We start from the raw sequence: 26,221 nt of genomic DNA, 5'->3' as shown, positions 1-26,221 counted from the left end.
GGCGGCTCAGACGATGGCGGACTTGCAGGCGGCGAGGAACTGCGCCGCCGCCTCGGCCGGGGTGGCCCGGCCGTACTGGGCGTTCTCCGCCGCCTTGATCAGTTCTGCGCGGACCTTGCTGTGGCCCTTGATCGGCACCTGCGGCGACTCGCCGAACTTCTGGGCCAGCTCGGCTTCCACCGCGATGGACTGCTTCATCGCCGGGTCGGTGGTGCCCTCGCTGACGAGCCGGCGCAGGTCCTGGTTCGACGGCAGGCCCCGGTCGGTACCGAGGAGCTTGACCGCCTCCTGGTCGTTGGCCAGGAAGTTCAGCACGTCGACCGCGATGTCCCTGTGCTTGCTGCCCTTGAACACGGACCAGTACATCGAGGCGCGGGCCCACTGGGCGCTGGGGTCACCCGGGTAGGCGACGACGCCCAGCTCGTCCTTGGTGTTCTTCTTCAGCTCCGGCATCTGGTTGACCCAGACCCAGGACGTGCCGGCCTTGCCGGTGACCACGAGCTGCTTGGTGATGTCGGTGGCGTTGCCCTCGTGGATCACGTCCGAGGTCGGGGTCGCGCCCCGGTCCCGGGCGCCCTTCCACAGCTCGAACCACCGGGTCACGTCCTCGACGGTGAAGCCGAGCTCCTTGCCCTTGTACAGGTCCTTGCCCTGCTGGCGCAGCCAGACCCAGAACGCCTTGTAGTCGGCGCTCGGGTCCTGGGTGCCGGGGATCTTGGTCTTCTTCGCGACCTGCTCGGCCCAGGCGACGTGCTCCTCCCAGGTCATGCCGGTGGTCGGCTCCGGGAGGCCGTTGCGGGTCAGCAGCGTCTTGTTGTAGACCAGCCCCTGGGTGTTCTCCCCGGCGGCCAGCCCGGCGAGCTTGCCGTCGACCACGCCGTACTGCCACAGGCTCTTGGGGAACTTCGACACGTCGAGCTTGCCGGAGTCGGAGTAGCTGGTCAGGTCGAGCGTGGTGTTGCGGGAGGCGTACTCGGCGAGGAAGTTGTCGTCGATCTGGAAGATGTCCGGCGGGTTGCCGCCGGCGGTGAGGGTGGCCAGCTTGTCGAAGTAGCCCTGGTTGGCCTGCCAGGTCTTCTCGAACGTGACGTTCGGGTGCTTTTTGGTGTAGAGGGCGAGGGCGTCCTCGGTCAGCTTCGCCCGGGCCTCGCCGCCCCACCAGAAGATGGAGAGCTTGACGGGGGCGTTGGGATCGTCACTGGCCTCGTCGCCGCAGGCGGCGGCGCCCAGGACGAGCGGCGCGGCGACCACCAGGGCGACGAGCCCGCGCAGCAGCCGACGGCGGGGGGTACGGTGGGAACGCCCGGCGGGTGCGCCGGCGGTGGGGGGCGTGGCGGGGTGCATGTGCGCTCTCTCCTTGGCATTAGGAGGCGACGACGCCACCGGTGGCCGCAGTCGGGCGGCCCGGGTCCGCAAGGCGATGCGGGCCCGGGCCGACACGTTCGGCGCCGGGGCCACCGGACGACGGAACTCCTCCGGTGGAGTCGCGGATGACCAGCTCGGTCTGGAGCATTACCTGTGCGGTGGTGCGACGGGCGCCGGCTGCCGTGCCCCGACCGGCGCCCCGCGGTCCCCGCGGCGCGTCGGTGTCCTGTTGCAGCAGCATGTCGACGGCCGTCCGGCCGGCGGCCGCGGTAGGCGTGGCCACCGTCGTCAACTTGGGCCGGGTGAGCCGGCTCAGGGCGATGTCGTCGATGCCGACGACGCTGACGTCCTGCGGCACCCGGACCCCGAGGGCGTCGAGCCCCTCGATCAGCCCGATCGCCATCAGGTCGTTGTAGGCGAGCACGGCGGTGACGCCGGCGCGCTGGACCTGTTCGGCCAGCGCGCCGCCGCCGTGCTCGGTGGGCGGGTTGGGCCCGAGAACGGTGAGTTCCGCGCCGCCGGTCCGCGCCGCGGCGGCGGCCGAGCGGCGGATCTCCCGGTTGGTCCACGAGCCGCGCGGCCCACCGAGCAGGGCGATCTCGGTGTGGCCGAGGCCGACCAGGTGCTCGATCGCGGAGCGGGCCCCCTGCCCGACGTCCATCATCACGCAGGGCAGGCCGGTCACCTGCCGGTTTATCACCACCAGCGGGACCTCGCGGCTGAGCTGTTCGATGAGGCTGTTGCTCATCCGGGGGCTGCACAGCAACACCCCGTCGACCTGCTTGGCCAGGGCGTGGACCAGTTCCTCCTCGACCACCGGGTCCTCGTTGGTGTCGGCGACGAAGATGTGGTAGTCGCGGTGCCGGGCCTGCCCCTCCGCCGCCTTGATCAGCGGCGGGAAGAACGGGTTGGCGATGTCGGCGATGATCAGGCCGATGTTGTGGGTGCGGCCGGTGATCAGGGCCCGCGCGGCGCGGTTGGGCCGGTAGCCCAGGTCCTCCGCGCAGGCCAGCACCCGGACCCGGGTCTCCGGGTTGACCAGGTGCGGTGCGGAGAACGTGCGGGAGACCGTGGAGATGTGCACGCCCGAGGCCCGCGCGACGTCCCTGATGGTGACTGGCACGGCGGCCCCTTCGTCCAGTGTGGTTGCGGTCACGTGGGTGCCGACAATTAATGCAAACGGTTGCTCCACTGTCAACGCTCGAAGGTTACGACCAGGTTTCGAGGGGTCACCCCCCATGCCTCGGTAAGCCCATGAACCCGGGCAAACCGCACTGATTTTGTCACCGTCGTTGACTCATCGCGATCGATCGTGGTTTCTTCACTGCAAACCTTTGCAGTCTCACCCGGGAGGCGACGCGATGTCTTCGAGATCCGGTGAACGGACCCGTCACGCGATGGTCGGCACCGGCGCCCGGGCCGAGATGTTCGTCCGGGCGCTGGTCCGGGACCATCCCGACACCGCCGAGCTGGTCGCGTTCGCCGACGTCAACCAGTCCCGGATGGACACGCACAACCGATGGCTGGCCGAGCTGGGCCACCGGAGGGTGCCGACGTACCGGGCCGACGAGTTCGCCGCGATGCTGGCCAAGGAGCGCGTCGACACCGTGCTGGTCACCACGGTCGACGCCACCCACGACGAGTACATCGTGGCCGCCCTGCGCGCCGGCTGCGACGTGGTGTCGGAGAAGCCGATGACCGTCGACGCGCCGCGCTGCCGGCGGATCCTGGACGCGGTCGCCGAGACCGGCCGGCAGGTCACCGTCGCCTTCAACTACCGCTACAACCCGCTGCACGAGCAGTTGCGCCGGCTGCTGGCAGACGGGGCGGTGGGCGAGATCGGGTCGGTGCACTTCGAGTGGCTGCTCGACGTGCGGCACGGCGCCGACTACTTCCGGCGCTGGCACCGGGACAAGGCCAACTCCGGCGGGCTGATGGTGCACAAGGCCAGCCACCACTTCGACCTGGTCAACTGGTGGCTCGACGCCACCCCGGTCGAGGTCTACGCCGCCGGCCGGCTGTTCTTCTACGGCGACGCCGGCCGTCGGCACGGCTACGCCCGAAACTACGACCGGGCACACGGCGCCCCGGACGCCACCGGCGACCCGTTCGCCCTGCGGATGGCCGAGCACCCCCGGCTGCGCGAGCTCTACCTCGACGCCGAGGCCGAGGACGGCTACCACCGCGACCAGAACGTGTTCGCCCCCGGCGTCACCATCGAGGACGACATGGCGGTGCTGGCCCGCTACTCCTCCGGCGTGACCATGACGTACCACCTCACCGCCTACGCCCCCTGGGAGGGCTACCGGGTGATGGTCAACGGCAGCCGGGGCCGCGTCGAGTTGGAGGTCGTGGAGAGCGACTTCGTCAGCCCCGGGGCCGCCGGGGCGCTCAAGGGCGCGGCGCTGCACGGCGACGAGGCCGCCGCCGAGGGCGGCTCGGCCACCCTCACCCTGCGCCCGTTCTGGTCGCCGCCCCGGCAGATCGAGGTCGAGGGGTACACCCGGCAGGGCCACGGCGGCGCGGACGCCCGGATGACGAAGGTCCTCTTCGGCGGCGCGCCGGACCCGCTGCACCGGGCCGCCGGCGCCCGCGACGGGGCCCTTGCCCTGCTCACCGGCCTGGCCGCCAACCGGTCCTTCGAGACCGGGCAGGCCGTCCGGGTCGCCGACCTGCTCACCCTGCCCTGACCGACCGCGCCCGGAGCGCGCCGCCACGGCCACCCCACCGGCCCTGGCCGGCCCCGCCGGTCCGACCCGTTCGACCGACCGCACCCGAGGAGCCATCCGACGTGCCGACCACCTCCCGACCCGACCTGCTCCTCCCCGCCGACCCGGGCCTGCGCGCGCTGTCCCGACAGCTCTACACGCTGGCGGCCGAGCAGCCGATCATCTCGCCGCACGGGCACGTCGACCCGGCGCTGCTGGCCGAGGACCGGCCGTTCCCGGACCCGTCCCGGCTGATCATCGTGCCCGACCACTACCTGACCCGGATGCTGCTCAGCCAGGGCGTTCCCCCGGCGGACCTGGGCGTCCCGACGGTGGACGGCAGCCCCGTGGAGACCGACGGGCGGACGATCTGGCGGCGCTTCGTCGACGGCTGGCACCTGTTCCGGGGCACCCCGTCGCGGCTGTGGCTGGAGCAGACCCTCACCGAGGTCTTCGGGGTGGACACCCCGCTCTCCCCGGCCACCGCCGACGCCGTGTACGACGAGGTCGCGGCCCGGCTCACCGAGCCGGAGTTCCGGCCCCGGGCGCTGTTCGACCGGTTCCGCATCGAGGTGCTCGCCACCACCGAGTCGCCCCTGGACGACCTGGCCCAGCACGCCAAGCTCGCCGCCGACGGCTGGGGCGGCCCCGGCGGCAAGGTGATCACCACATTCCGGCCGGACAACGTCGTCGACATGGAGTTCGACAACTGGGCCGCCAACGTCGAGCGGCTCGGCGAGGTCTCCGGCGAGGACACCGGCACGTACGCCGGGTTCCTGGCCGCCCTGCGGCGACGCCGGGAGGCGTTCATCGCGGCCGGCGCCACCTGCTCCGACCACGGCCACCCGACCGCCCGCACCCTGAATCTGAGCGAGTCGGAGGCGGTGGCGCTGTACGAGCGGGGCCGGCGCGGGGCGGCCGACGCCGCCGACGCCGAGGCGTTCCGGGCGCACATGCTGCTGGAGTTCGCCCGGATGTCGCTCGACGACGGGCTGGTGATGCAACTGCACCCCGGTTCGGTGCGCAACCACAACCGCCGGCTGTACGCCCGGCACGGCCGCGACGTCGGCGGGGACATCCCGCAGGCCACCGAGTACCTGCACGCGCTCACCCCGCTGCTCGACGCGTACGGCAACGACCCCCGGCTGCGGGTGGTGGTCTACACCCTCGACGAGTACACCTTCACCCGGGAACTGGCCCCGCTCGCGGGTGGCTACCCGGCCCTGTACCTCGGCGCGCCCTGGTGGTTCCTCGACTCCCCCGAGGTGCTGCGCCGGTTCCGGGAGGCGGTCACCGAGACCGCCGGGTTCTACAACACGGCCGGGTTCGTCGACGACACCCGGGCGTTCTGCTCCATCCCGGTACGTCACGACGTGGCCCGCCGGGTCGACGCAGGCTTCCTCGCCCGGCTGGTCGCCGAGCACCGGCTGACCGAGGACGAGGCCGCCGAGACCATCGTCGACCTCGCGTACCGCCTGCCCAAGAAGGTCTTCAAGATCGGCGAAAGGCTGGTCCCGTGAGCGTCACCATCACTTCCGTGGACGTGCACGACGTGCGCTTCCCGACCGCGGCGGCCGGCGACGGCTCGGACGCGATCAACCGGGGCGACTACTCGGCGACGTACGTCGAGCTGGGCACCGACGCCGGGCCGGTGGGCGCCGGGTTCACCTTCACCAACGGCCGGGGCAACGAGATCACCTGTGCGGCCGTGCGCGCCCTGGCCCATCACGTCCGGGGCAGGACGGTCGAGGAGATCGCCGCCGAGCCGGTGGCGTTCTGGCGCTCGCTGAGCGCCGACGCGCAGCTGCGCTGGCTGGGCCCGGAGAAGGGCGTCATCCACATGGCGACCGGTGCGCTGGTCAACGCCGTGTGGGACCTGCGGGCCAAGCTCGCCGGCAAGCCGATGTGGCGGTTCCTGGCCGAGCTGCCCACCGAGGACCTGGTGGCCAGCATCGACTTCCACCACATCACCGACGCGCTCACCCCCGGCGAGGCGGCCACCATCCTGGACAGGGGCGGCGACGGGATGGCCGACCGGCTCGCCCTGCTGGCGCGCGAGGGGTTCCCGTCGTACACCACCTCCGTGGGCTGGCTGGGCTACCCCGACGACAAGGTCCGGGCGCTGACCCGCGAGGCGTACGCGCAGGGCTGGCGGGCGATGAAGATGAAGGTCGGCGGCCCGCCGGCGGACGACCTGCGCCGCGCCCGGATCATCCGCGCGGAGATCGGCCCGGACGCGCTGCTGATGATGGACGCCAACCAGGTGTGGGACGTCGACGAGGCGATCGCCAACATGACGGCGCTGGCCGAGGTGGACCCGTACTGGATCGAGGAGCCGACGCACGCCGACGACATCCTCGGCCACGCCCGGATCGCCCGCGCGGTGACCGAACTGACCGGCGGGCGGTGCCGGGTGGCCACCGGCGAGGTGGCCGCCAACCGGGTGATCTTCAAGCAGCTGCTCCAGGCCGAGGCGATCGGCGTGATGCAGATCGACGCCTGCCGGGTCGGCGGGGTCAACGAGGTGCTCTCCGAGATCGTCATGGCGGCAAAGTTCGGGGTGCCGATCTGCCCGCACGCCGGCGGCGTCGGCCTCTGCGAGTACGTGCAGCACCTGGCGATCTTCGACTTCCTGCGGGTCGGCGCCAGCCTCGACGGCCGGATGGTCGAGTACGTCGACCACCTGCACGAGCACTTCGTCGACCCGGTGCGCACCCGGGGCGGCCGGTACCTGCTGCCCGAGGCCCCCGGCTACAGCTCGACGATGCGTCCCGAGTCGATCGCGGAGTTCCGCTTCCCGGACGGCCCGGTATGGCGGTGACCGTGGGGGCGCCCCGGCTCGGGCTGGCCGCGCTGCGCCGGCTGCCCGAGGCGAGCCGCCCGCTGCTGCGCCCCGGCACCGTGCCCGCCGGCATCGTGCACCTCGGCCTGGGCGCGTTCCACCGCGCCCACCAGGCCGTCTACACGGAGGCCGCGATCGGCGCGGCGGGCGGCGACTGGGGCATCGTCGGGGTCGCCCCGCGCAGCACCGAACTGGTCGGGACGCTCGCCGCGCAGGACAACCTGTTCAGCGTGACCACCAGGGCCGCCACCGGCGGCAGCACCCGGGTGATCGGATCGCTGGCCGGGGTCCGGCACGCCGCGAGCGACCCGGCCGGGATCGTGGCGCTGCTCGCCGACCCGGCGATCCGGGTGGTCACGCTGACCGTGACGGAGAAGGCGTACCAGCTCGACCCGGTCACCGGCCGGCTGCGCCCGGACCCGGCGCTCGCCGCCGACCTGGCCGGCGACGGGCCGCCCGGCACGGTGCCCGGCCTGCTGGTACGCGGGCTGGCCGCCCGGGCGGCGGCCGACGCCGGGCCGATCGCGCTGGTCAGCTGCGACAACCTGCCGTCGAACGGGGTCCGGCTGCGCGGCCTGGTCGAGCAGGCGCTGGCCCGCTCCGGCGTGTCGGAGCGGGCGCTCGGCTGGGTGGCCGCGAACGTCACCTTCCCCGGGACCATGGTGGACCGGATCGTGCCGGCCAGCACGGCGGACACCCTCGCCGTGGCCCGGCAGGCGCTGGGCTTCGCCGACCTGGCGGCGGTGGACGCCGAGCCGTACACCCAGTGGGTGATCGAGGACGCCTTCCCCGGCGGCCGTCCGGCATGGGACCGGGCCGGAGCGGTGCTCACCGACGACGCCGGGCCGTGGGAGCGGCTGAAGCTGCGCGGCCTCAACGGCCTGCACTCGACCACCGCCTACCTGGGTGCCCTCGCCGGTCGGGAGACCGTCGCCGACGCGCTGGAAATCCCCGGACTGACCGGGGTGCTGCGCCGCCTCGTCGCCGAGGAGGTGGCGGTCAGCTTCGCCCCGCCGGCCGGGGTGTCGGTGGTCGAGTACGGCGACGAGGTGCTGGGCCGCTTCGCCAACCCGGCGATCCGGCACCGCACCCTCCAGGTGGCCATGGACGGCTCGCAGAAGCTGCCCCAACGGGTCCTGCACACCATCGCCGACCTGCGCGCGGCCGGCCGGCCGGCGCGCTGGTCCGCGCTGGTGGTGGCCGCGTGGGCGCGGTTCGCCTGCGGGCACGCCGACGACGGCGGCGCGCTCCCGCTGGTCGACCCGCTCGCCGACCGGATCCGGGGCGCGCTGGCCACCGCCGGCGGCACCCCGGCCGGGGTGGTCGACGCCCTGTTCGGGCTGCGCGAGATCTTCCCCGCCGAGGTGGCCGACGACGACGAGGTGCGCGCCGACGTCACCGACTGGCTGGCCGCCCTGCACCGGCACGGGGTGGCCGCGACCCTGGCCGGTGCGGCGTGAGCGACGCCCGCCCGGGGTCCGCCCCGGGCGGCGCGGGCCGGTCCGTCGCCGCGTTGGCCGGTGGCCCGCCCCGGGTGGCGGTCATCGGGGCGAACGGGCACGGCCGCTGGCACCGCCGGGCGATCGCGCCGCTGCACGCCGCCGGCCGGGTCCGGCTGGTCGCCCTGGTCGACGTACGCCCGATCGAGGAGGAGCCGCACGCGCCGGTGCCGGCCGGCGCGGGGGTCTTCACCGACCACGCCGCGATGCTAGCCGAGGCGAAGCCGGACGTGGTGGTGGTCTGCACCCCGCCGCACACCCACCTGCCGATCGCGCTGGACGTGCTGGCCGCCGGGGCGGACCTGCTGCTGGAGAAGCCGCCGGTGCTGTCCACGGCCGAGCACCGGACGCTGACCGCCGCGCTGGCCGACACCGGCCGGTCCTGCCAGGTCGGCTTCCAGGCCCTCGGCTCGGCCGCGCTCGCCGAGCTGACGGCGGCGGTGACCGACGGGCGGCTCGGCACGGTCACCGGCATCGCCACGGTCGCGGCCTGGCGGCGCCCGGACGGCTACTACGCCCGGGCCCCCTGGGCCGGCCGACGGACGCTGAACGGCCGGCCGGTGCTCGACGGGGCGCTGGCCAACCCGTTCGCGCACGCGGTGATGCAGTGCCTGGCGGTGGCCGAGGCGGTCGCCGGCGCGCCGGTGCGGCCGGCGGTGATCGAGCTGGAGCGCTACCGGGTCCGCCCGATCGAGGTGGACGACACGGCGGCCCTGCGGGTCGTCCCGCGCTCCGGGCCACCGATCGTCGCCGCGGTGACCCTGGCCGGTGAGGACTTCGTCGCCGGTGAGGTGATCGTGACCGGCACCGCCGGCCGGGCGGTGCTGGAGTACCCGACGGACCGGCTGGCGCTGCCCGGCGACGACGCGCCCCGGGAGGTGCCGGGGCGGCGCGGCCTGCTGGAGAACCTGCTGGATCACCGCGCCGACGGGACGCCGCTGATCGCCCCACTGGCCCGCACCGCGCCGTTCACCGCCGTGCTGGAGACGGTCCGGGCCGCGCCCGAGCCGACCCTGCTCGGCGGCGACCTGGTGACCGCCGTCGGGGACGGGCCGGACCGGGTGCTGAGCGTCCGTGGCGTGCACGGGGCGTTGCGGCGGGCGGCCGAGTCCGGCGCGCTGCTGTCGGAGCTGGCGGTGCCGTGGGCGGTGCCGCCGGTGCGCGTCGAGCTGATGGAGGAGAAGGGCGGTCGAGGCTCTGGCCCCCGGTGACGGGCCACGGAAAACGCGCTGCAAACGACGGGTGCGCCGCACCGACAGACCACTTCGGAGAGTCCCTCATGCGTCTACGCGTTCTCGGGGCGGCCCTGGTCGCCCTTTCCCTGCTAGTCGTGCCGGGCGCGGCGGCGTCGGCCGTCCCCGACGCCGCCGGCCCGGTGCCTGACCCCGTCGAACGCCTCGCCCGCCAGGCGCTGCCGGCCGGCGACGGCTGGGCGGCCGACGGGGCCGGCACCACCGGCGGCTCGACGGCCGCCGCCGACCAGGTCCACCTGGTCCGTAGCCGCGCCGAACTGGTCCGCGCCCTCGGCGGCGACAACGCCACCAACCGGGCCAACGCCACCCCCAAGGTGATCGTCGTCGACGGCCTCGTCGACGGGTTCGAGGCCGACGACCGCAGTCTGCTCGACTGCGCCGACCTGGCCGACCCGGATTACTCACTGCCGGCCTACCTGGCCGCGTACGACCCGGCGGTGTGGGGCAGGGTCCCGCCGACCGGGGCGCTGGAGGCCGCCCGGGTGCGCTCGGTGGCGAACCAGACGAAGCAGACCCAGATCAACGTCGGCCCGAACACCACCATCGTCGGGTTGGGCGGGGCGACGCTGACCGGGCTGACCCTGATGATCGACACCGCCAGCAACGTGATCGTGCGGAACCTGACCTTCGACGACGCCCGGGACTGTTTCCCGGCGTGGTCGCCGACCGACGGCGCGATCGGGAACTGGAACTCCCAGTACGACCAGGTCTCGGTGCGGCGCAGCGAGCACGTCTGGGTCGACCACAACACGTTCACCGACGGCGACAACCCGGACAGCGCCCAGCCGGTGCACTTCGGCCGGCCGTACCAGGTGCACGACGGGTCGCTGGACATCACCCACACCGCCAACCTGGTCACCGCCTCGTACAACCGGTTCGTCGGACGGGACAAGCTGATGCTGATCGGCTCGTCGAACACGGTCGGGCCGGACGTCGGCCGGCTCAAGGTGACCCTGCGCCACAACCTGTTCGACAGGGTGCTCCAGCGCCTGCCCCGGGTCCGGTTCGGCCAGGTCGACGTCTACAACAACTGGTACCGGCTGGCCGGCGGGGACTTCCAGTACGCCGTCGGCGTCGGGGTGCAGTCAGCGCCGTACGTGGAGAACAACTGGTTCACCCTCGGCGCGGGCATCGCCGCCGAGGACCTGCTGTACGACTGGGGCGGCACCGCCGTCACCACCCGCGGCAACTGGGTCCGCGCCGACGGCGACCGGCCGCATCCGGTCGACCTGGTGGCCGCGTACAACGCGACCCACGACCCCGACCTGGGCGTCGACGCCGGCTGGACGCCGGCCCTGCGGCGCGGCCAGGTGCTGCTGCCCGCACCGCTGGTCCCGCTCGTGGTCGGCGCGCTGGCCGGGGCGAACCGGCTGCCGCTGTAGCGACCCCCGGCGTGCCGGGGCGGCGGACATCCCTCTCGCCGCCGCCCCGGCACGCCGACCCCGGACAGCGCGTCCGGGGCGCAGGCGTCGGTAGGGTCTCCCGCCCGGCCCGGCCCACGGCCTCATCCGTCCGCCCGTCGGGCGGCCCGGCGGTGCCGCCAGAGGCGGGCCGCCACCAGCACCACCAGCAGGGCCAGCAGTGCCTCCCCGCCCAGGCCGAGACGACGCTCCAGCAGCCGGTACGAGGCACCCGCCAGGTAGCCGAGCACCGCCACGGTCACCGCCCAGAGCCCCCCACCGGAGACGTTGGCCAGGGTGAACGTGCCCTGCGGCATTCCACTGAGCCCGGCGATCCCCGGCACGAGGGCGCGCAGCGCCGCCACCCAGCGGCCGAGCACCACCGCCACCGCGCCCCGGCGGCGAACCAGGTCCAGCGCCCGCCGCAGCTCCCCCGAGCGGACCAGCCGGCGGGGCATGCGGGACAGCAGCCGGCGGCCGTACCGGCGGCCGATGAGGTAGCCGGTCTGGTCGCCCAGCGTCGCCCCGGCCACCGCCGCGACGGCCACCGCCCACAGCGGCAGCCGACCCGAGTGCGCGAGCACTCCGCCGACCAGCACCGCGACCTCCCCCGGCACGAACAGCCCAAGGAAGGTGGACGCCTCCAGCGCGGGAAGCAGGAAGACCAGGGCGAGCACCAGCGCGGGCGGCGACGCCACCAGCACCGCGAGCACCCGGTCCACCCGACCATTCTCCCCGGACGGCGACGGCCGGTGACGCCGATCACCGTTTCCGGCCGCCACCGGCGCGGCTCCGGGCAGTCGGGCGACGCAAGGCCGACGAGGGGGCCCACGGACGGTGAAGATCAGCTATAAGTGGTCCATGGACTTCCCGCCGTACCTGGCCACCATGCCGATGCACGCGATCACCGAGATCCACGGCGAGCCCGGCCTGCGGGAGCGGTTCCGGCTGGAGATCCGCGCGTTCGACTCCGACGCGCGGGCCCGGCTCACCGCCGCCCTCGACCTGGCCGCCGAGCTGCACCGCGACGACCGGCGGGTGCGCGAGCCGTACCTGAACCACCTGCTGCGGGTGGCGATCCGGATGATGCACCACTATCAGGTGCACGATCTGGACGTGATCGTCGCCGGCCTGCTGCACGACGCGGTGGAGGACCACCCGGCGGAGCTGGCAGCTCTGGCGGAGGGCCACCCGGCGGGGCCGGCGGGGGCCGGCGACCGCACGTCGGCGGCGCTGGCGGTGCTCGCCGCGCGGTTCGGCCCGCGGGTCGCGCGCCTGGTCGCCGCAGTCACCAACCCGGCGTACGACCCGCAGCGCGACCGGCACGCGCAGTACCGGGAGCACGTGGCGGCCAGCCTGGACCGGGAGCCGTGGGCCCGGGTCATCAAGGTCTCCGACTTCACCGACAACGGGGTCGGCGTGATCCACGCCGTCGGCCCGAAGGTGTTCTCGTTGGCGAAGAAGTACCGCCCGCTGGTGCCGGTCCTCCGGGAGCTGATCGCCCGGCCGGACACCCCGCTCGCCCCGGCGGTGAAGGCGCACATCTTCAGCCAGCTCGACCTGGCCGAGGAACGCTTCAGCGCGATCCTCGACCATCCGGTGAGCGCCGGCTGAGGCCGGGCCACCCGGCCGACTTGACCCACCCTGCGCGCGTCAAACAAGCCTGCGCGTCAAAGAAGCGTCAGTCCTGCTCGTCGAGGAGCGGGCGGAGTTGCTCCAACAGCCGGGCCCGGCTGACGTTGCGCGGCAGGTCCACCTTCAGGTCGATTCCGGGACCCGTGACCGTCAGGGTCACCGAGGGGCGAGGGTCCCGCAGCCGCCAGTTGCGAATCGCGGCCACCAGGTCGCCCAGCTGGGGCTGCAACGCGGCGAGGGCGGCGAGGTTCGCCAGCAGGCCCGTTCCCTCGACGGCAAGGGTGATCGCCGACAGGTCACGAACGCCCTCGTACGGCAGGTCCAGTTCCTCGAAGACCTCGGCCGGCAGCAGCAGCTTGACGGTGGTCATTCCTCGCCTCTCACCAGGCCCGCGATCCGCTCGCGGGCGGCCTGATCCAGTGGTTGCAGCGACGTCGACGCGACGGCGCCGCTGAAGAATCCCTGCACGTGGTGGATTCCCAGGTCGTAGATCTGCTTGAGGGTCACCGGCGCAGCGTCGTCGAACCCCTCCACGATGACGGCCCGGGGCGTGGGCGCATGCCCGAGGTCGCTCGCGTGCCGGGACACCCGCGCCACCAACGCGAGTTCCTCCAGCGCCATCGGGTGGTGCAGCACCGCCCGGTCGACCTTGATCTGGGTCAGCGGAAGCTCCGCCATCCGGGCCAGCGAGGCGTACCCGACGCCGAAGTCGTCGACGGCGAAGCTGATCCGAAGCTCCCGGGCCAGCTCGGTGAGGCGTCGGTGGAAGTAGAGCAGCGGTTCCTGCGGCCACCGCTCCCCCGGGCCGGGCTGGATCGCGTCCTGCTCGGATATCTCCAGCGTGAGCGTTCGCGGATGCATGGCGGCCTCGGCGAGCGCCCGGCTCACCTGGCTGAGGTACGAGTCGCTGAGCAGCGAGCGGACCGCGACGTTCACCGACAGCGGCTTGGTGCCGTGCCACGGTGCGTCCGCGTCCGCGGTGGCGTACGAGTGGATTGACTTGGCGAGCAGCAGCGAGTCGCGCTCGATGATGAAGCGGTCACCCCAGACGTACGCCATCTGCAGCGCGGCGAGTGGCGCGCGGAGCTCCTTGTCGCTGCGGCGCGCGAGGGCCTCGAAGCTGTGGATGCTCACTCCGGCCGGGCGCAGGTCCAGCTCCACGACGGGCTGGAACACCATGATCATGGAGTCGACCAGCTTCTGGTAGAGGCTGAAGGCGTACTCGTACAGGTTCAGTGGCAGCCGACCGAAGGCGGTGCGCAGGGCGGTCACCACCTGCATCTCGGCCTGCAGCGGGTCGCCGAGGAGGTTCGAGTCCCACAGGGCCCGGAGCATGACGGCGAGCGGCTCGCCCATGTCGAGCAGCGCGACGGCGGGGTCGACGACGGTCAACGTGAGGATGCGATCGTCCTCGTAGGAAAGCGGAACGCAGAGCAGCCGCAGGCCGGCGTCGTTCGAGACGATGTGCCCGGGCATCGACGTGCGGTACCGGATCGCGTCGGCGGAGCTCAGTTCCAGCAGCGGCCGCAGCTCCTCCTTGTCGAAGCGGGCGGTGGAGTCGGCCACCCGGATGGCCGGGCCGGAGAACTCGACCACGGCAACGGAGGCCGCGGCCAGCGCGTGCCGGACGATCTCCACCCGCTCGGCGTGCCCGCGCTGCTGGGACGCCCGCATCGGGTGGGCCTCGGAACGGAAGACCCGACCGAGCAGCTGCACGATCGAGCTGGACTGGTCCTCAAGTGGGCTCTTGCAGGGCCGGGTGGTGCTGGGGTTGGCGGGCGCACTCTGCAACCGACGCTCGTGCCGCGAGGTGGGCGGCTGGACCAGCACGGTGGTCGGGCCCCACATGTGCACGAGTTGGACCGGTGGTGGTTCGAGCCCCTGCTCGGCCACGAACGCGGCCATCTGACCGAACGACACCCGGCCCCTGTCGTCCGCGGCGCCACCGCGAAGAGCGCTGAGCAGGTGGTAGGTCAGCACCCCGTGCCCGTGCTCCTCGTCCTCCCGCGCCGCCGCACCGTTGCGGCAGGCCAGCAGCGCGCTGTGCCGGTCGACCCGGGTGCGGTAGGTCTGCATCGCCTCGGCGTGGCGCAGGTCGGCGTCCAGATAGATCCCGGCGTGGCAGCAGTCGAGGACGAGGAAGGAGGTGCCGGCGAAGGTCTCGAAGACGTCCCGCTTCAGGAAGGCCATCCGCAGGCCGTTGTCCGGCTCCCGGCGGAGGGCGTCCGGGTTGAGGTCCGCCGTGACGAGGTACGCGTCGAGCTGGGTGCTCCACTCGGGCACCAGCGCGTGGCCGGCGAAGTACACGAGCAGCACGTCGGAAGGGCCGGAGTCCAACGCCATCTCGCGAAGCCCGGCCTTGATCTCACGCCAGGTCGCCTCCGCGCCGACGTACATTTTGATGTCGGCGTCGTCGAAGGTGCCGATCTCCTCGTCGAGCAGCACCCCCCGGACGGCCTCGACATCGCGTTCCGCATATCGCAGGGCGGGCAGCCGAACGTCGCTCCCGCCCTGGTTGACCCCGATCAGAACCGCCCGCCGCCGGCTCGGCGCCATGCAGAAACCCCCACTGGATGATCCGCCCGCGCTGACGAGACGGAATCGGAGCAGCACTCAGGGCGAGGTTATCGGTTTCGACGGGCGTCCTTGATCTGACCGACAAGTCAGATACCCGTCAATGGCGGAATCGGCCGGCGAGCACCCGGCCTGCCGCCCGAGCGGACGGCCGATCGGGAGACTCAGCGGGCCGCGAACAGGTTCGGGGGCGGAGTACGCGTCCACGCCCAGGTTTCCAGAGCCGCCCGGTCCACCAGCGCGATGTCGAGCTGCTGGGCCAGCCGCACGCCGTCGCCCGCCGTGAAGAAGCTGTTGGTCACGATCACGCAGAGCTGACCCCCGTGCACCTCGCGGCAGGTCCCCGCGAAGCGCTGGATGGCGGCGCTGCCCACCCGGTTGTGCGCGCTCTGCCGCTTGCACTGCACCACCATTCGCCGCCCGTCCGGTGCGACCGCCACGACGTCCGCGCCCCGGTCCCTCGACCCGCCGGTGACCGTGACCTGCCGGAACCCCGACGCCTCCAACAGCCGGGCGAACCACCGCTCGAACTCCGGCCCGGACATCGCGTCCGTCACCGCGATCAGCATGTCCCGTCGGGCCTGCTCAGCCCGCTGTCGGGCCCGCTGCCTCGCCCGGGTGAAGAGCAACGCGGCGACGGCAAGGCCGACGACCGCCACCAGGAGGACCGACCAGTACGGGTGCCGCCGCACGAAGTCGACCGCCACGGCCACGACACCAGCTTGCCGATCGGCGGGGACAGATTTCACGCCCCGACGCCGGTTCTGTCGGCTACCCGTCACGCCGGCACCGACCTCGTCCGGCTACGGCTCCCGCATCCAGGTCTTCGGATCGGTGACGAAGATGCCCTTGCCCTGGTGCCGTCGAATGACACGCAACGCCTCAAGGCGCACATAGACCATCTGGATCGTGGACGTGCCGACCTTGTAGTCCACCGCCATCTGCGCGATCGGCGGCAGCTTGTCCTCGGGCTTGAGTTTGCGCGCCTTGACACCGGCAACGATGTCGTCGGCAATGCGGATGTAGTCGGGTGTTGTAGGCATGGCGCTCCTTGCGTGGCTCGCCAATTCGATCACGAAACGCCCATGAACGACAACAGCCAGTGGTTGACTTAAACGACCAAGCCGTTACTGTTGCTTTCGGGTCGCTCCTCGCGTGGCAACGAGATCGGCTCATCCCCCGGTCGGGGCGGGCGCCCCCTGCCCGCCCCGACCCACCGGACTGCTCCGCCGCCGTACCGCCGAACCGGGCTGCGGCGGCGGGGCGGGCGGGCCGCCCGTGGCCGGCGCGGACGGCCCGCCCTTCCAACCCACCGCCCGGACCCTGCACGCTTCCGTCTGCCCCGGAAAGGACCGTCGTGGCCCAGGTGTATCGAGGTGGCCAGCTCTACGGGACGGGCCGCCCGGCCCGGTTGACCCCGCAAGAGGTGCGTATCCGGGCGTTCGACCCGCGTCGGCGCGGCGTCGACGCCGATCAGGTACGCGAGTTCCAGACCCGGCTGGCCGACGAGCTGACCGAGCTGTACGAGGAGGTGCGGCTGCTCGTACAGGAGAACGACCGGCTCAAGCGGGCGCTGCGCGACTGGCAGATCATGCACGCCCAGGAGTGCCGCCCGCCGGAGCCTCAGCCACCCAACCGGGGCCGCTGGTAGCGATGCGGCCCTCCCCCGGCGACCTGCTGACGATCGACGGCCGGGCCTCGGTGCAGTTCGCCGGGGACCGCGCCCTCGCCTTCCGCGTCGTGTCGGTGCCCGACCTGCCGACCTACCACGGCTGGATCTGGCTGACCGGCTACGTACTCGACCATCGCAGCATGGCCACCGCCAAGCGCGAGATCTACGTCCAACTCGCCGGCCTCCGCCCCGCCCTACCGCCGGCACCGCAGTTCCGCCGGACGGCTCGACGCACTGTGCGCGCGGGATGACATCACCGCATAGCTGCCTGCGGCGACCCGCCCGAGGTTCATCCACCCTCCAGGATTCCTGTTCCGCTGCTTGAGGATGATCCGAGATCCTGGCCCGGGCCAGGTGGCAGCCGGACGATTGCCTCCCGCATCCGGCCGGGGACCTGCCTGTCGGCTCCTTTGGAGCTGCCCCGTTTGTGCTACCGATGGAGCGGGCGCGTAAACGGGGCAGCTCCAAAGGAGCCGACGGAGGGTGGACCGACCCGACGGCGTGCACCCCGGCGGCGGACGGGACAACCTGGCGATTCCGGGTGGTCAGGCCGCCAGGGCGGCGTAGCGGCCGGCGCTGTCGAGCAGGCTGTCGTGCGTGCCGGACTCGACGATCCGGCCGTGGTCGAGCACGGCGATCTGGTCGGCGTCGCGCACGGTGGAGAGCCGGTGGGCGATCGTGATCGTGGTACGTCCCCGGGCCAGCTCGTCGAACGCCCGTTGCACGGCGCGCTCGGTCTCGGTGTCCAGCGCGCTGGTGGCCTCGTCGAGGACCAGCACCCGGGGATCCCGCAGCAGGGTGCGGGCGATGGCGAGGCGCTGCTTCTCCCCGCCGGAGAACCGGTGCCCCCGCGAGCCGACCATGGTGTCGTACCCGTCGGGCAGGGCGACGATGAGATCGTGGATCTGGGCGGCGCGGGCCGCGTCGGTGATCTCGGCGTCGGTGGCGTCGGGCCGGGCGTACCGCAGGTTCTCCCGCACGGTGGTGTGCAGCAGGTACGTCTCCTGGCTGACCACGCCCACGACGGCGGCCAGGTCGGTCAGCCGCAGGTCGCGCAGGTCGATGCCGTCGATGGTGATCCGCCCGGCGGTGGGGTCGTGCAACCGGCTGACCAGGGCGGCGAGGGTGCTCTTGCCCGAGCCGGTGTGCCCGACGAGAGCCAGGCCGGTGCCGGCCGGCACGTCGAGGGTGACCCCGGCGAGGGCGGCGGTGTCGCTGCCCGGGTAGGTGAAGGTGACGCCCTCGACGCGGACGTGGCCGCGCACCCGGCGCGGGTCGATCTCGACCGGGCGCTCGGGGTCGTCGACCTCGACGGGGAGGTCGAGGTACTCGAAGATCCGGGCGAACAGCGCCATCGAGGCGGTGAGCGAGACGCCCACGTCGAGCAGGCCCATGAGCGGCCGGAACAGCCCGCCCTGCAGGGCGGTGAAGGCGACCAGGGTGCCGATGCTCAGCGTGCCGGCGGTCCCGGGAAGGCCCGCGCCGAGGTAGATGAGCGCGGGGATCGCGGCGAAGATGACGCTCATCGAGGCCATCCGCCAGCGGCCGGCGAGGTCGGAGCGCAGCTCCAGGTCGACCAGGCGGGCCGACGAGGCGGCGAACCGGTCGATGAGCGCGTCGCCCGCGCCGAGGGTCTTGCTGAGCTGCACGCCGCTGATCGACAGCCCTTCCTCGATGGTGACGTTCAGGTCGGCCAGTTCGCGCTGCCGCTGCGCGGTGATCTCGCGACGCATGCGGGCGACCCGGCGGGTGAGCCAGATCGACGGGGGCAGCACGACCAGGGAGATCAGCGACAGCCGCCAGGACAGCGCCGCCATGGCGACGACGGTGGCGACGACCGTGGTGAGGTTCGACGCGATCGAGGTGGCGGTGGAGGTGACCACCGTCTGCATGCCGCCGATGTCGTTGGTGATCCGGGACTGCACCTCGCCGGTGCGGGTGCGGGTGAAGAACGCGATGGACTGGCGGTGCAGGTGGGCGAAGACGTCGGTGCGCAGCCGGTGCATGACCTGCTGGCCGACGCGGGTGGAGAGCCAGGTCTGGACCACGCCGAGGGCCGCGGTCACGACCGCGACCGCGACCATGCCGAGGACCAGCCGGACCAGCAGGGTCAGGTCACGCTCCGGCAGGGCCCGGTCGATCACCGTACGCAGCAGGAACGGCGACGCCATGGCGACGACCGAGGAGATCACGATGATCGCGGTGACGGTGCCGAGCTGCCAGCGGTGCGGGGCGAAGAGCCGGCCGATGCGGCGCAGCGACACCTGTCGGGCCTGGGCCTTCTCGGCGGGGCTGACGGCGCGGGGGCCGCCACGGCCCTCCCGGTGGGTGGGGGGTGTGTCCAAGGGTGTTCCTTCCGATGGGGGACGATGATGCTGAGGTTACCTCATCATGAGGTGACAACAGGAACTGCTGCTACGGTATTCCGGTGACCGCCGACGACCGCGCCCCCGGACCGGCGTACCCCGCCGAAGCTGGCGACGAGGGTGCCGAGGCGCACGAGGAGGGCCTGGCAGAGAGCTTCTGGTCCGTCGCCCGGCGGTTGCGTCACCTGTCCCGGCAGACCCTCGAACCGTGGGCGATCAACCCCGGGCACTCCCGGGCACTGGGCGTGCTGACCCGGCACGGCGCGATGCGGCTCAACGCGCTCGCCGAGCACCTGCGCATCGCGCCGCGCTCCACCACCGAGGTGGTCGACGGCCTGGAGGAGCGGGGCCTGGTCGCCCGCCGCCCCGACCCGGTCGACCGGCGCGCCACCCTGGTCACGTTGACCGACGAGGGCACCCGGGTCGGCGCGGCGATCCGGGCGGCCCGGCACACCGAGGCGGAACGCCTCTTCGGCGGGCTCAGCCCGACCGACCGGGCCCACCTGGCCCGCATCCTGCGCACCCTGCGCGACTGACAGAGATGATGTTCATGAGCACCTCCCGCCGAGGTTTGACCCAGCGACTGACTGACTTCGGGTCCTCAACGGGATCTGTCGGCCTCGGTCGGGAGGTGCTCGTGCACTCATCGGACGTGGCGTTGTGACTTCATAGGAGCCTGGCCAGAGGTCCCATCTCTGTCTTGTCCGCGTTGCCCGGCTGGTGCGTGCCGCCCTGCCCCGGTCACGAACGACAGGACGACGATGCCCTCTATTACACCCGACAACGCTGCGATCGAGGTCGCCGGTGGCGTCGACACCCACCAGGACACCCACACCGCCGCGGTGATCGACCTGGTCGGACGGGTGCTAGGCACCCAACAGTTCCCCGCCACGACGGCCGGATACACCGCCCTGCTGACCTGGATGCGCGAGTTCGGCCAGGTGCTGCGGGTCGGTGTCGAGGGGACCGGCGCCTACGGCGCAGGGCTCGCCCGGCGGCTACGCCACGAACAGGTCGCGGTGATCGAAGTGGACCGGCCCAACCGCAAGACCCGCCGGTTCCAGGGCAAGTCCGACCCGATCGACGCCATCCAAGCGGCCAAGGCCGCCCTGGCCGGCGACCGGACCGGCACCCCCAAGCAGCGCGACGGCCGCGTCGAAGCCCTGCGCAACCTCCGGGTGGCCCGGCGCAGCGCGGTCGACCAGCGCGCCGACGCCCAGCGTCAGATCAAGACCCTGATCGTCACCGCCCCCGACGACCTGCGTGCCCGGCTGCGCAGCCTGACCGTCAAAGAGCTGATCGCCACCTGCGCGAACCTGCGACCCGACCGGACCGACGCCGCGACCCCGGCCACCGCCGCCAAGGTCGCTCTGCGTTCCCTGGCCCGCCGCCACCAGCAGCTGTCCACCGAAATCGCCGACCTCGACGAACTGCTCGAGCCCCTCGTCGCCACCATCAACCCCGGCCTGGTCGCCGTCAACGGCGTCGGCGCCGATGTCGCCGGCCAACTGCTGGTAACCGCCGGGGAGAACCATGACCGGCTCACCTCCGAAGCCGCGTTTGCCATGCTCTGCGGCGTCGCACCGATCCCCGCCTCATCCGGCAAGACCACCCGGCACCGACTCAACCGCGGCGGCGACCGGCAAGCCAACGCCGTCCTCTACCGCGTCGTGCTCTGCCGCCTGCGCTGGGACCCCCGCACCCGCGCCTACGCCGAACGACGCACCAAGGAAGGACTGTCCAAGAAAGAGATCATCCGCTGCCTCAAACGCTACATCGCCCGCGAGCTCTACCAGATCATCACCTCAAACGATCTCAAACTCGCCGCTTGACATCCATAGGAGCATCCCGCCGCCCGATACCGCCGAACAGAATCGTCACGCGGCCGACTCTCGGCTCTCTACCACGGAGGCACCAGCGGGCAGCTGCACGACCGGTGCGGCGGCCGGCCAGGACCTCGGCGCGCACCCGGTGCGGCTCGCGTACCGGCCCGGCCCGGCGAAACGGCGGAAGCGGCCCTGGCGACGCTCACCGGCTGAGCCGGCGGATTCGGAAAGCCGGCCGTGCCCGCAGGGGTCACGGCCGGCTTCCCTTCGTGTGATCAGGAGCAGACGCTGAAGTTCGCGTACGTGTACGAGAGAAGCTGCCACTCCTGGTCCGGACCGAGGCTCATATCCCATTTGCCGTCCGCGTTGCGACCGAAGTAGATGAGTTTGGTGCCGGCACCGTCGTACCAGTACCAGCCTTCGCCCTCATACACGCCAAGTTTGGTCGCTGCCTTGGTCAGGGTATTTGCGCCGACGACACCGTCGCTGACGAGACCTCGGTCGCTTTGCCACTTCTTCGTGGCGGAGGTCGTCGCCGGCCCGAATCGGCAGTCAACATCGGCCTGGGTCAGATATCCGTCAGCCCAGAGAATCATCTGCCACGCGGCGACGACGTTGTTGTACGAGCGCGTCGACGCGGAGATGGGGCCCTCATCTCCCCAGTCGTCCTTCCAGTTGCCTGAGCCCATGATGTATCCCTGGCTGACGGAGGCCGCCGCCGGAGCGGCCGAGATGGCGAGAGTGCCGCCGGACACGGCGACGACCATCGCCAACGCCGCGACCCTGATTTGCAGAGACATGTGCATCACCCTTGCCTGGTCGATGAGCGCCCTGCGTGACCCATTGAATAACACCTTACTGTTTAGCGCCAGCCGAATGGCTTGTCGTATAGGGCATTCGACGAGCCGCGACCGACCCAGGTCCGGACGCGGCCGGAGGAATTCGCGGCCGGGGGTGTCGCGGGAGGCAATACCCGCGCCCCTCGATCCGTACCCGGAACTGCCGCCGCAGGCGGGGCATCGCCGACGGTCAAGGAAGCGGAGGGCGTGGGCTGGCGTGGTGGGCCGGGTTGGGGGTATGCGGCTGGGGTGGGAGGGGTAGGGCAAGTGGGGCGGGTGGTGGTGGTTGGGGGTGGGTTCTCCGGGCTTGCCGCTGCGCTGGCGCTCGCCCGCGCGGGGTGGGACGTGCGGGTGGTGGAGGCCCGGGAGCGGGTGGGCGGGCGGACGCTGACCCGGTGGCTGCCCGACGGCACCCAGCTCGACCTGGGCGCGCAGTGGCTCGGCCCCACCCAGGACCGGATGTACGCCCTGGTCGCCGAGCACGGCCTGACCACGTTCCCGTCGGCGGCCCTCGGCACACCGGTGCTGCGCTGGGACGGGGAGCGCCGCCCAGAGCCGCCGGAGTCCACCGCGCGGGTGCTGGCCCGGCTCGACGCCCTCGCCGCGCGGCTCGATCCGGCGGCGCCCTGGCTGGCTGCCGAGGCGCCCGAGTGGGACCGGCTGCCGTTGTCCGGTTGGCTGGCCGAGGCCGCAGGTGATCCGGCGGGCGCCCGGTACCTGGGCCGGCTGCTGGCCGGCGGCCTGCTCGCCACGGGCCCGGACGAGATCTCCCTGCTCCAGATGCTGTTCTACCTGCGCAGCGGCGGTGGCAGCGCCCTGCTGCTGGGGATGGCCGGCGGGGCGCAGCAGGACCGGGTGGTGGGCGGCCCGGCGGCGCTGGCCGAGCGGATGGCGCAGCGGCTGGCGGCCACCGTGGGGCCGGGGGCGCTGTGCCTGGGCGCGCCGGTGACGGTGATCGCGCAGGACGCCGGCGGGGTGCTGGTGCGCACCGACCGGGACGCGTACCCCGCCGACGCGGCGGTGGTCGCCGTGGCCCCGGCGTTGGCCGGCCGGATCCGGTACGACCCGCCGCTGCCGGCGCTGCGCGACGGGTTGACCCAGCGGATGCCGATGGGTTCGGCGGTGAAGGTGCACGCGCTCTACCCGGAGCCGTTCTGGCGTGCCGGTGGGCTCTCCGGCGTCGGCACCAGCGCGACCGGGCCGGTGACCGAGACGGTGGACAACGGCACCCCGGACTCGACGCGCGGGGTGCTGACCGCGTTCAGCTACGGCGACGAGGCGCGTGAGCTGCGCGGGATGTCCCCGGACGCCCGGCGGGCGGCGGTGCTGGACGCGCTGGTGGCCATGGTCGGCCCGGACGCCGCCCGCCCGGACGGGTTCGTCGAGTACGACTGGTCGGCCGACCCGTACACCCGGGGGTGTTTCTGCGGGTCGTTGACCCCCGGTTCGTGGCGCGGCTACGGGCCGGCGCTGCGCCCGCCGGTGGGGCGGGTGCACTGGGCGGGCACCGAGACGGCGGTCGGCTGGACGGGCTACCTGGAGGGGGCGGTGCGCGCGGGCGAACGCGCGGCGGCCGAGGTGCAAGCATCCGCCGACGGCGAACCCGGCTGACCGCCGGGACCACGGAAACTCGGCGGCGCGGTGTCGGGGGCGCAGGGCAGACTGTCGGCTATGTCGCCTCGATCCGTCGCCGACCTGGTGGCCCTGCACCGCGCCGGTGAGCCGGTGAAGTACCTGCACTTCTGGGGTCACCGGCCCCAGCGGGACGGCTCCGTCGGGCCGGGCTGCCTGAGCCAGTGGTGGCCCGCGCCGTTCACCGTGGACGGTCGGGTCTTCCACACCGCCGAGCACTGGATGATGTGGCGCAAGGCCGTCCTCTTCGGCGACGACCCGGTGGCGGAGCAGGTCCTCGCCGCCGGGCACCCGCAGCGGGCCAAGGCCCTCGGCCGCCGGGTCCGCGGCTTCGACGAGGCCGTCTGGGCGGTCCACCGGTACGACGTCGTGGTCGCCGGCAGCGTCGCCAAGTTCGCCCAGCACGCCGACCTGCGCGCGTTCCTGCTGGCCACCGGCAACCGGGTGCTGGTCGAGGCGAGCCCGGTGGACCGGGTGTGGGGCGTCGGCCTGGCCGCGGACGACCCCGCCGTCGAGAACCCGGCCCGCTGGCGGGGCGACAACCTGCTCGGCTTCGCCCTGATGGACGCCCGGGCGGCCCTGCGCACCTGATCCCAGGCAGCCAGCGCCCGACCCGGCCCGGCCCCCGCACGAGGGCCGGGCCGGCGAGCCCCTGGATCGACCGGCCGCCCGATAACACCGATCGTCCCGGTCGCCACCTCAGGGGTGCCGGCGGTCAGGCCCGGCGCTGGTCGTGCGGGACGGTGACGGTGACGGAGCAGCCCACCGGGCGGCCGATCTCGTCGTGGCCGGCGTACCGCAGGGTGTAGACCCGGTCCCCGCCGTTGCCGGCGCGCTCGGCGCGCAGCCGGCCGGCGGTGTCCGGGGCGCCGGTGACGAACCCGGCGACGTCGGCGGCGTCGCCGCCGGTCACCCCGGTCAGGGCGAAGGCGCGCGGGCCGAGCACCCCGTCGGGGAGATCGACGGTCACTGCGACGTCGACCAGCTTGTGGTTCGGCGGCCAGAGCACGGGCCGGTCCACCGCGCAGTCCAGCTCCCGATGGGTTCCGGCTGGACCGTCCACGTACGAGCGTCGTTCGACACCGCCCAGCGGATGCGCCGGGACACCGGGCCGGTCGGGCCGGGCAACGCGGCCGTGGGGTTGTCCATGAACAGCATCAGGTACCGGGTGCCAAGCCGGGGCACCGGCTGCCCATCGACGTCACGCAGGGTGATTTGAGGGGTGCCCGGCGGGGCGACAGCACACTCGTCGAAGTCTGATAATACGTATTAGCATCTATCTTTCTCCGATGTTCGCCGCCCGGCCGGCCCACTGTCAAGGGGGAGCTTCGATCTCGGCGGGAAACGGCCACGAGGGGCGAAAGCACGTCGGCGACCCTCGGCACCGACGAGCTAATACGCATTAGTTCAGGGAGTTCATCGCGAGGAAATCTCCGGAGAGCCCTTGACATCTCCCCGGGTCGGGGGCGAGAGTCCTCTCCAACGCCGATCGCTAATACGCATTAGCACCAACCGGAGGACTCCCCCGTGCCCTCTTCGCCGCGCCGCGTCACCCAACGTGACATCGCTCGCCTGGCTGGCGTCAGTCAGGCCACCGTGTCCCTGGTGCTCAACAACCGCTCCGACGCCGACGTGCGGATCGCGCCGGAGACCCGGGACCGCGTCCTGCGGACCATCGAGGAGACCGGCTACGCCGCCGACCCGGTGGCCCGGCGGCTGGCCGCCCGGTTCAACCGGATCATCGGCGTCTTCACCTACGAGCCGGCGTTCCCCAGCGGCAGCCGGGACTTCTTCCACCCGTTCCTGCTCGGCATCGAGGAGTACGCCGAGCGGGTCGGCTGCGACCTGCTGCTGTTCACCAGCGCACCGGTCGTCGACGGGCGGCGGCGGATCTTCCACCAGGACAACCGGCTGCGGCTGGCCGACGGCTGCCTCCTGCTCGGCCGGGAGATCGACGCCGCCGAGCTGCACCGGCTCAACCGGGACGGCTTCCCGTACGTGGCGGTCGGCCGACGCAACGACGCCGGCGGTCCGGTCCCGTACGTCGGCGCGGACTACGCCGCGGCGGTCGACGCCCTGACCGGGCGGGCCCTCGGCCACGGGCACCGCCGCCTGGCGTACCTGTCCATGGGCATCCACGCCGAGTCGTCCGAGGACCGGCGGCGCGGCTTCGCCGCCCACGGCGGCGCGGCCGAGAGCGCCCGGGAGCTGCCCACCGCCGGGCGCGACGCCGACGCCATCCTCGACGACCTGCGCGCCGACCGGACCACCGTGGTGTTCGTGGAGGACTTCGCCGCGGCGGTGGCCCTCGAACTGGCCGCCCGGCGGCGCGGCCTGACGGTGCCCGGCGACCTGTCGGTGGTGACCCTCGGCGACCCGACCGTGCCGTTGCCCACCGACCTCACCTTCACCGGCTTCCACATCCCCCGCGAGGAGATGGGACGCCAGGCGGTCGAGGTGCTGACCTCGGTCATCGACGGCAGCGCCGACGGCGTGGGGCAGCGCCTGCTGCCATGCCAACTGGTCGAGGGGGACACCCTCGGCGCCCCCGATCCGGCGGTCGACCGCTCCTGAGCGGCGAACGCGTAACTGGAAGGAAGTAAGTGGTAA

The 26,221-nt window shown here is 72.7% G+C and carries 24 protein-coding genes; 14 read left to right on the top strand and 10 right to left on the bottom strand.

Annotated features, from left to right (window positions below; genetic code table 11):
- Positions 1-6: 6 nt before the first annotated feature.
- Positions 7-1,344, bottom strand: a complete 1,338-nt coding sequence (locus OG559_RS25900) for an ABC transporter substrate-binding protein (protein ID WP_405108188.1) — start codon at positions 1,342-1,344, stop codon at positions 7-9.
- Positions 1,345-1,363: 19 nt separating this feature from the next.
- A complete protein-coding gene (locus tag OG559_RS25895; protein WP_405108185.1) occupies positions 1,364-2,488 on the bottom strand; it encodes a LacI family DNA-binding transcriptional regulator in 1,125 nt (374 codons plus the stop codon).
- 238 nt (positions 2,489-2,726) lie between these two features.
- Between OG559_RS25895 and OG559_RS25890 the strand changes: the two genes are divergently transcribed.
- The 6 genes from OG559_RS25890 (at position 2,727) to OG559_RS25865 (ending at position 11,049) form a co-directional block, all read left to right on the top strand.
- The gene (locus OG559_RS25890) at positions 2,727-4,055 is read left to right on the top strand and encodes a Gfo/Idh/MocA family protein (RefSeq protein WP_405108183.1); all 1,329 of its coding nucleotides are present in this window, start codon (positions 2,727-2,729) and stop codon (positions 4,053-4,055) included.
- Positions 4,056-4,156: 101 nt separating this feature from the next.
- Positions 4,157-5,593: a glucuronate isomerase gene (uxaC, locus tag OG559_RS25885; RefSeq protein ID WP_405108180.1), complete on the top strand. Its 1,437-nt coding sequence runs from the start codon at positions 4,157-4,159 to the stop codon at positions 5,591-5,593.
- Complete coding sequence (locus OG559_RS25880; protein WP_405108177.1) at positions 5,590-6,894, top strand: enolase C-terminal domain-like protein; 1,305 nt, start codon at positions 5,590-5,592, stop codon at positions 6,892-6,894. The genes uxaC and OG559_RS25880 overlap by 4 nt, the downstream gene beginning before the upstream one ends.
- Positions 6,885-8,375, top strand: coding sequence for a mannitol dehydrogenase family protein (locus tag OG559_RS25875; RefSeq protein WP_405108174.1), 1,491 nt, complete (start codon positions 6,885-6,887; stop codon positions 8,373-8,375). The genes OG559_RS25880 and OG559_RS25875 overlap by 10 nt, the downstream gene beginning before the upstream one ends.
- A 74-nt stretch (positions 8,376-8,449) precedes the next feature.
- The gene (locus tag OG559_RS25870; protein ID WP_405116963.1) at positions 8,450-9,625 is read left to right on the top strand and encodes a Gfo/Idh/MocA family protein; all 1,176 of its coding nucleotides are present in this window, start codon (positions 8,450-8,452) and stop codon (positions 9,623-9,625) included.
- Between the two features lie 68 nt (positions 9,626-9,693).
- Positions 9,694-11,049 (top strand): polysaccharide lyase family 1 protein, encoded by a 1,356-nt coding sequence (locus tag OG559_RS25865; RefSeq protein ID WP_405108172.1) that lies wholly within the window; start codon positions 9,694-9,696, stop codon positions 11,047-11,049.
- A 122-nt stretch (positions 11,050-11,171) separates the two neighbouring features.
- Here OG559_RS25865 and OG559_RS25860 read toward each other — a convergent pair whose 3' ends face one another.
- Positions 11,172-11,789: a DedA family protein gene (locus OG559_RS25860; protein WP_405108169.1), complete on the bottom strand. Its 618-nt coding sequence runs from the start codon at positions 11,787-11,789 to the stop codon at positions 11,172-11,174.
- Between the two features lie 139 nt (positions 11,790-11,928).
- On the opposite strand from OG559_RS25860, the gene OG559_RS25855 reads away from it, so the two are divergent.
- Positions 11,929-12,681, top strand: coding sequence for an HD domain-containing protein (locus OG559_RS25855; protein ID WP_405116960.1), 753 nt, complete (start codon positions 11,929-11,931; stop codon positions 12,679-12,681).
- 67 nt (positions 12,682-12,748) lie between these two features.
- Here OG559_RS25855 and OG559_RS25850 read toward each other — a convergent pair whose 3' ends face one another.
- From OG559_RS25850 to OG559_RS25835, 4 genes are all read right to left on the bottom strand, one after another.
- A complete protein-coding gene (locus OG559_RS25850) occupies positions 12,749-13,072 on the bottom strand; it encodes a hypothetical protein (protein WP_405108166.1) in 324 nt (107 codons plus the stop codon).
- Entirely contained in the window at positions 13,069-15,258 is a 2,190-nt protein-coding gene (locus OG559_RS25845; protein ID WP_405108163.1) for an EAL domain-containing protein, read from the bottom strand. Before OG559_RS25845 ends, OG559_RS25850 begins: the two co-directional genes overlap by 4 nt.
- Before the next feature lie 182 nt (positions 15,259-15,440).
- Positions 15,441-15,989, bottom strand: coding sequence for a restriction endonuclease (locus OG559_RS25840; RefSeq protein WP_405108160.1), 549 nt, complete (start codon positions 15,987-15,989; stop codon positions 15,441-15,443).
- 90 nt (positions 15,990-16,079) lie between these two features.
- Entirely contained in the window at positions 16,080-16,319 is a 240-nt protein-coding gene (locus OG559_RS25835) for a winged helix-turn-helix domain-containing protein (RefSeq protein WP_405108158.1), read from the bottom strand.
- A 314-nt stretch (positions 16,320-16,633) separates the two neighbouring features.
- Between OG559_RS25835 and OG559_RS25830 the strand changes: the two genes are divergently transcribed.
- Together OG559_RS25830 and OG559_RS25825 are read left to right on the top strand one after the other, a co-directional pair.
- Positions 16,634-16,927, top strand: coding sequence for a DivIVA domain-containing protein (locus OG559_RS25830; protein WP_405108155.1), 294 nt, complete (start codon positions 16,634-16,636; stop codon positions 16,925-16,927).
- A 2-nt stretch (positions 16,928-16,929) separates the two neighbouring features.
- The gene (locus OG559_RS25825; RefSeq protein ID WP_405108153.1) at positions 16,930-17,199 is read left to right on the top strand and encodes a hypothetical protein; all 270 of its coding nucleotides are present in this window, start codon (positions 16,930-16,932) and stop codon (positions 17,197-17,199) included.
- A 294-nt stretch (positions 17,200-17,493) separates the two neighbouring features.
- Here OG559_RS25825 and OG559_RS25820 read toward each other — a convergent pair whose 3' ends face one another.
- The gene (locus OG559_RS25820) at positions 17,494-19,293 is read right to left on the bottom strand and encodes an ABC transporter ATP-binding protein (protein ID WP_405108150.1); all 1,800 of its coding nucleotides are present in this window, start codon (positions 19,291-19,293) and stop codon (positions 17,494-17,496) included.
- 164 nt (positions 19,294-19,457) lie between these two features.
- Here OG559_RS25820 and OG559_RS25815 point away from each other — a divergent pair, with 164 nt between their 5' ends.
- Both OG559_RS25815 and OG559_RS25810 read left to right on the top strand, forming a co-directional pair.
- Entirely contained in the window at positions 19,458-19,850 is a 393-nt protein-coding gene (locus OG559_RS25815; RefSeq protein ID WP_405116957.1) for a MarR family winged helix-turn-helix transcriptional regulator, read from the top strand.
- 225 nt (positions 19,851-20,075) lie between these two features.
- A complete protein-coding gene (locus tag OG559_RS25810) occupies positions 20,076-21,146 on the top strand; it encodes an IS110 family transposase (RefSeq protein WP_405108147.1) in 1,071 nt (356 codons plus the stop codon).
- 269 nt (positions 21,147-21,415) lie between these two features.
- Here the strand turns inward: OG559_RS25810 and OG559_RS25805 are convergent, their stop codons facing one another.
- A complete protein-coding gene (locus OG559_RS25805; protein ID WP_405108144.1) occupies positions 21,416-21,940 on the bottom strand; it encodes a peptidoglycan-binding protein in 525 nt (174 codons plus the stop codon).
- An 81-nt stretch (positions 21,941-22,021) separates the two neighbouring features.
- On the opposite strand from OG559_RS25805, the gene OG559_RS25800 reads away from it, so the two are divergent.
- Positions 22,022-23,590 carry a flavin monoamine oxidase family protein gene (locus OG559_RS25800; protein WP_405108141.1) on the top strand — a complete coding sequence of 523 codons (1,569 nt, stop codon included), beginning with the start codon at positions 22,022-22,024 and terminating at the stop codon, positions 23,588-23,590.
- A gap of 60 nt (positions 23,591-23,650) precedes the next feature.
- Entirely contained in the window at positions 23,651-24,202 is a 552-nt protein-coding gene (locus OG559_RS25795) for an NADAR family protein (RefSeq protein ID WP_405108139.1), read from the top strand.
- Positions 24,203-24,326: 124 nt separating this feature from the next.
- Here the strand turns inward: OG559_RS25795 and OG559_RS25790 are convergent, their stop codons facing one another.
- Entirely contained in the window at positions 24,327-24,674 is a 348-nt protein-coding gene (locus OG559_RS25790; protein WP_405108136.1) for a hypothetical protein, read from the bottom strand.
- Positions 24,675-25,138: 464 nt separating this feature from the next.
- Here OG559_RS25790 and OG559_RS25785 point away from each other — a divergent pair, with 464 nt between their 5' ends.
- Positions 25,139-26,185, top strand: a complete 1,047-nt coding sequence (locus OG559_RS25785; RefSeq protein WP_405108133.1) for a LacI family DNA-binding transcriptional regulator — start codon at positions 25,139-25,141, stop codon at positions 26,183-26,185.
- Positions 26,186-26,221 lie beyond the last annotated feature (36 nt).

This window comes from Micromonospora sp. NBC_01405, assembly GCF_045040155.1.
In the GTDB taxonomy this organism is placed as follows: Bacteria; Actinomycetota; Actinomycetes; order Mycobacteriales; family Micromonosporaceae; genus Micromonospora.
Note: the sequence above shows the minus strand (reverse complement) of the source record. Positions and strands in the feature narration are given on the sequence as shown.

Bases quoted from the DNA above. Each gene is read 5' to 3' on its own strand.
- OG559_RS25795 (WP_405108139.1), top strand. From the start codon at position 23,651: ATGTCGCCTCGATCCGTCGCCGACCTGGTGGCCCTGCACCGCGCCGGT.
- OG559_RS25805 (WP_405108144.1), bottom strand. From the start codon at position 21,940: ATGTCTCTGCAAATCAGGGTCGCGGCGTTGGCGATGGTCGTCGCCGTG.
- OG559_RS25900 (WP_405108188.1), bottom strand. From the start codon at position 1,344: ATGCACCCCGCCACGCCCCCCACCGCCGGCGCACCCGCCGGGCGTTCC.
- OG559_RS25865 (WP_405108172.1), top strand. From the start codon at position 9,694: ATGCGTCTACGCGTTCTCGGGGCGGCCCTGGTCGCCCTTTCCCTGCTA.
- OG559_RS25855 (WP_405116960.1), top strand. From the start codon at position 11,929: ATGGACTTCCCGCCGTACCTGGCCACCATGCCGATGCACGCGATCACC.
- OG559_RS25835 (WP_405108158.1), bottom strand. From the start codon at position 16,319: ATGCCTACAACACCCGACTACATCCGCATTGCCGACGACATCGTTGCC.
- OG559_RS25845 (WP_405108163.1), bottom strand. From the start codon at position 15,258: ATGGCGCCGAGCCGGCGGCGGGCGGTTCTGATCGGGGTCAACCAGGGC.
- OG559_RS25890 (WP_405108183.1), top strand. From the start codon at position 2,727: ATGTCTTCGAGATCCGGTGAACGGACCCGTCACGCGATGGTCGGCACC.
- OG559_RS25825 (WP_405108153.1), top strand. From the start codon at position 16,930: ATGCGGCCCTCCCCCGGCGACCTGCTGACGATCGACGGCCGGGCCTCG.
- OG559_RS25810 (WP_405108147.1), top strand. From the start codon at position 20,076: ATGCCCTCTATTACACCCGACAACGCTGCGATCGAGGTCGCCGGTGGC.
- OG559_RS25850 (WP_405108166.1), bottom strand. From the start codon at position 13,072: ATGACCACCGTCAAGCTGCTGCTGCCGGCCGAGGTCTTCGAGGAACTG.
- OG559_RS25875 (WP_405108174.1), top strand. From the start codon at position 6,885: ATGGCGGTGACCGTGGGGGCGCCCCGGCTCGGGCTGGCCGCGCTGCGC.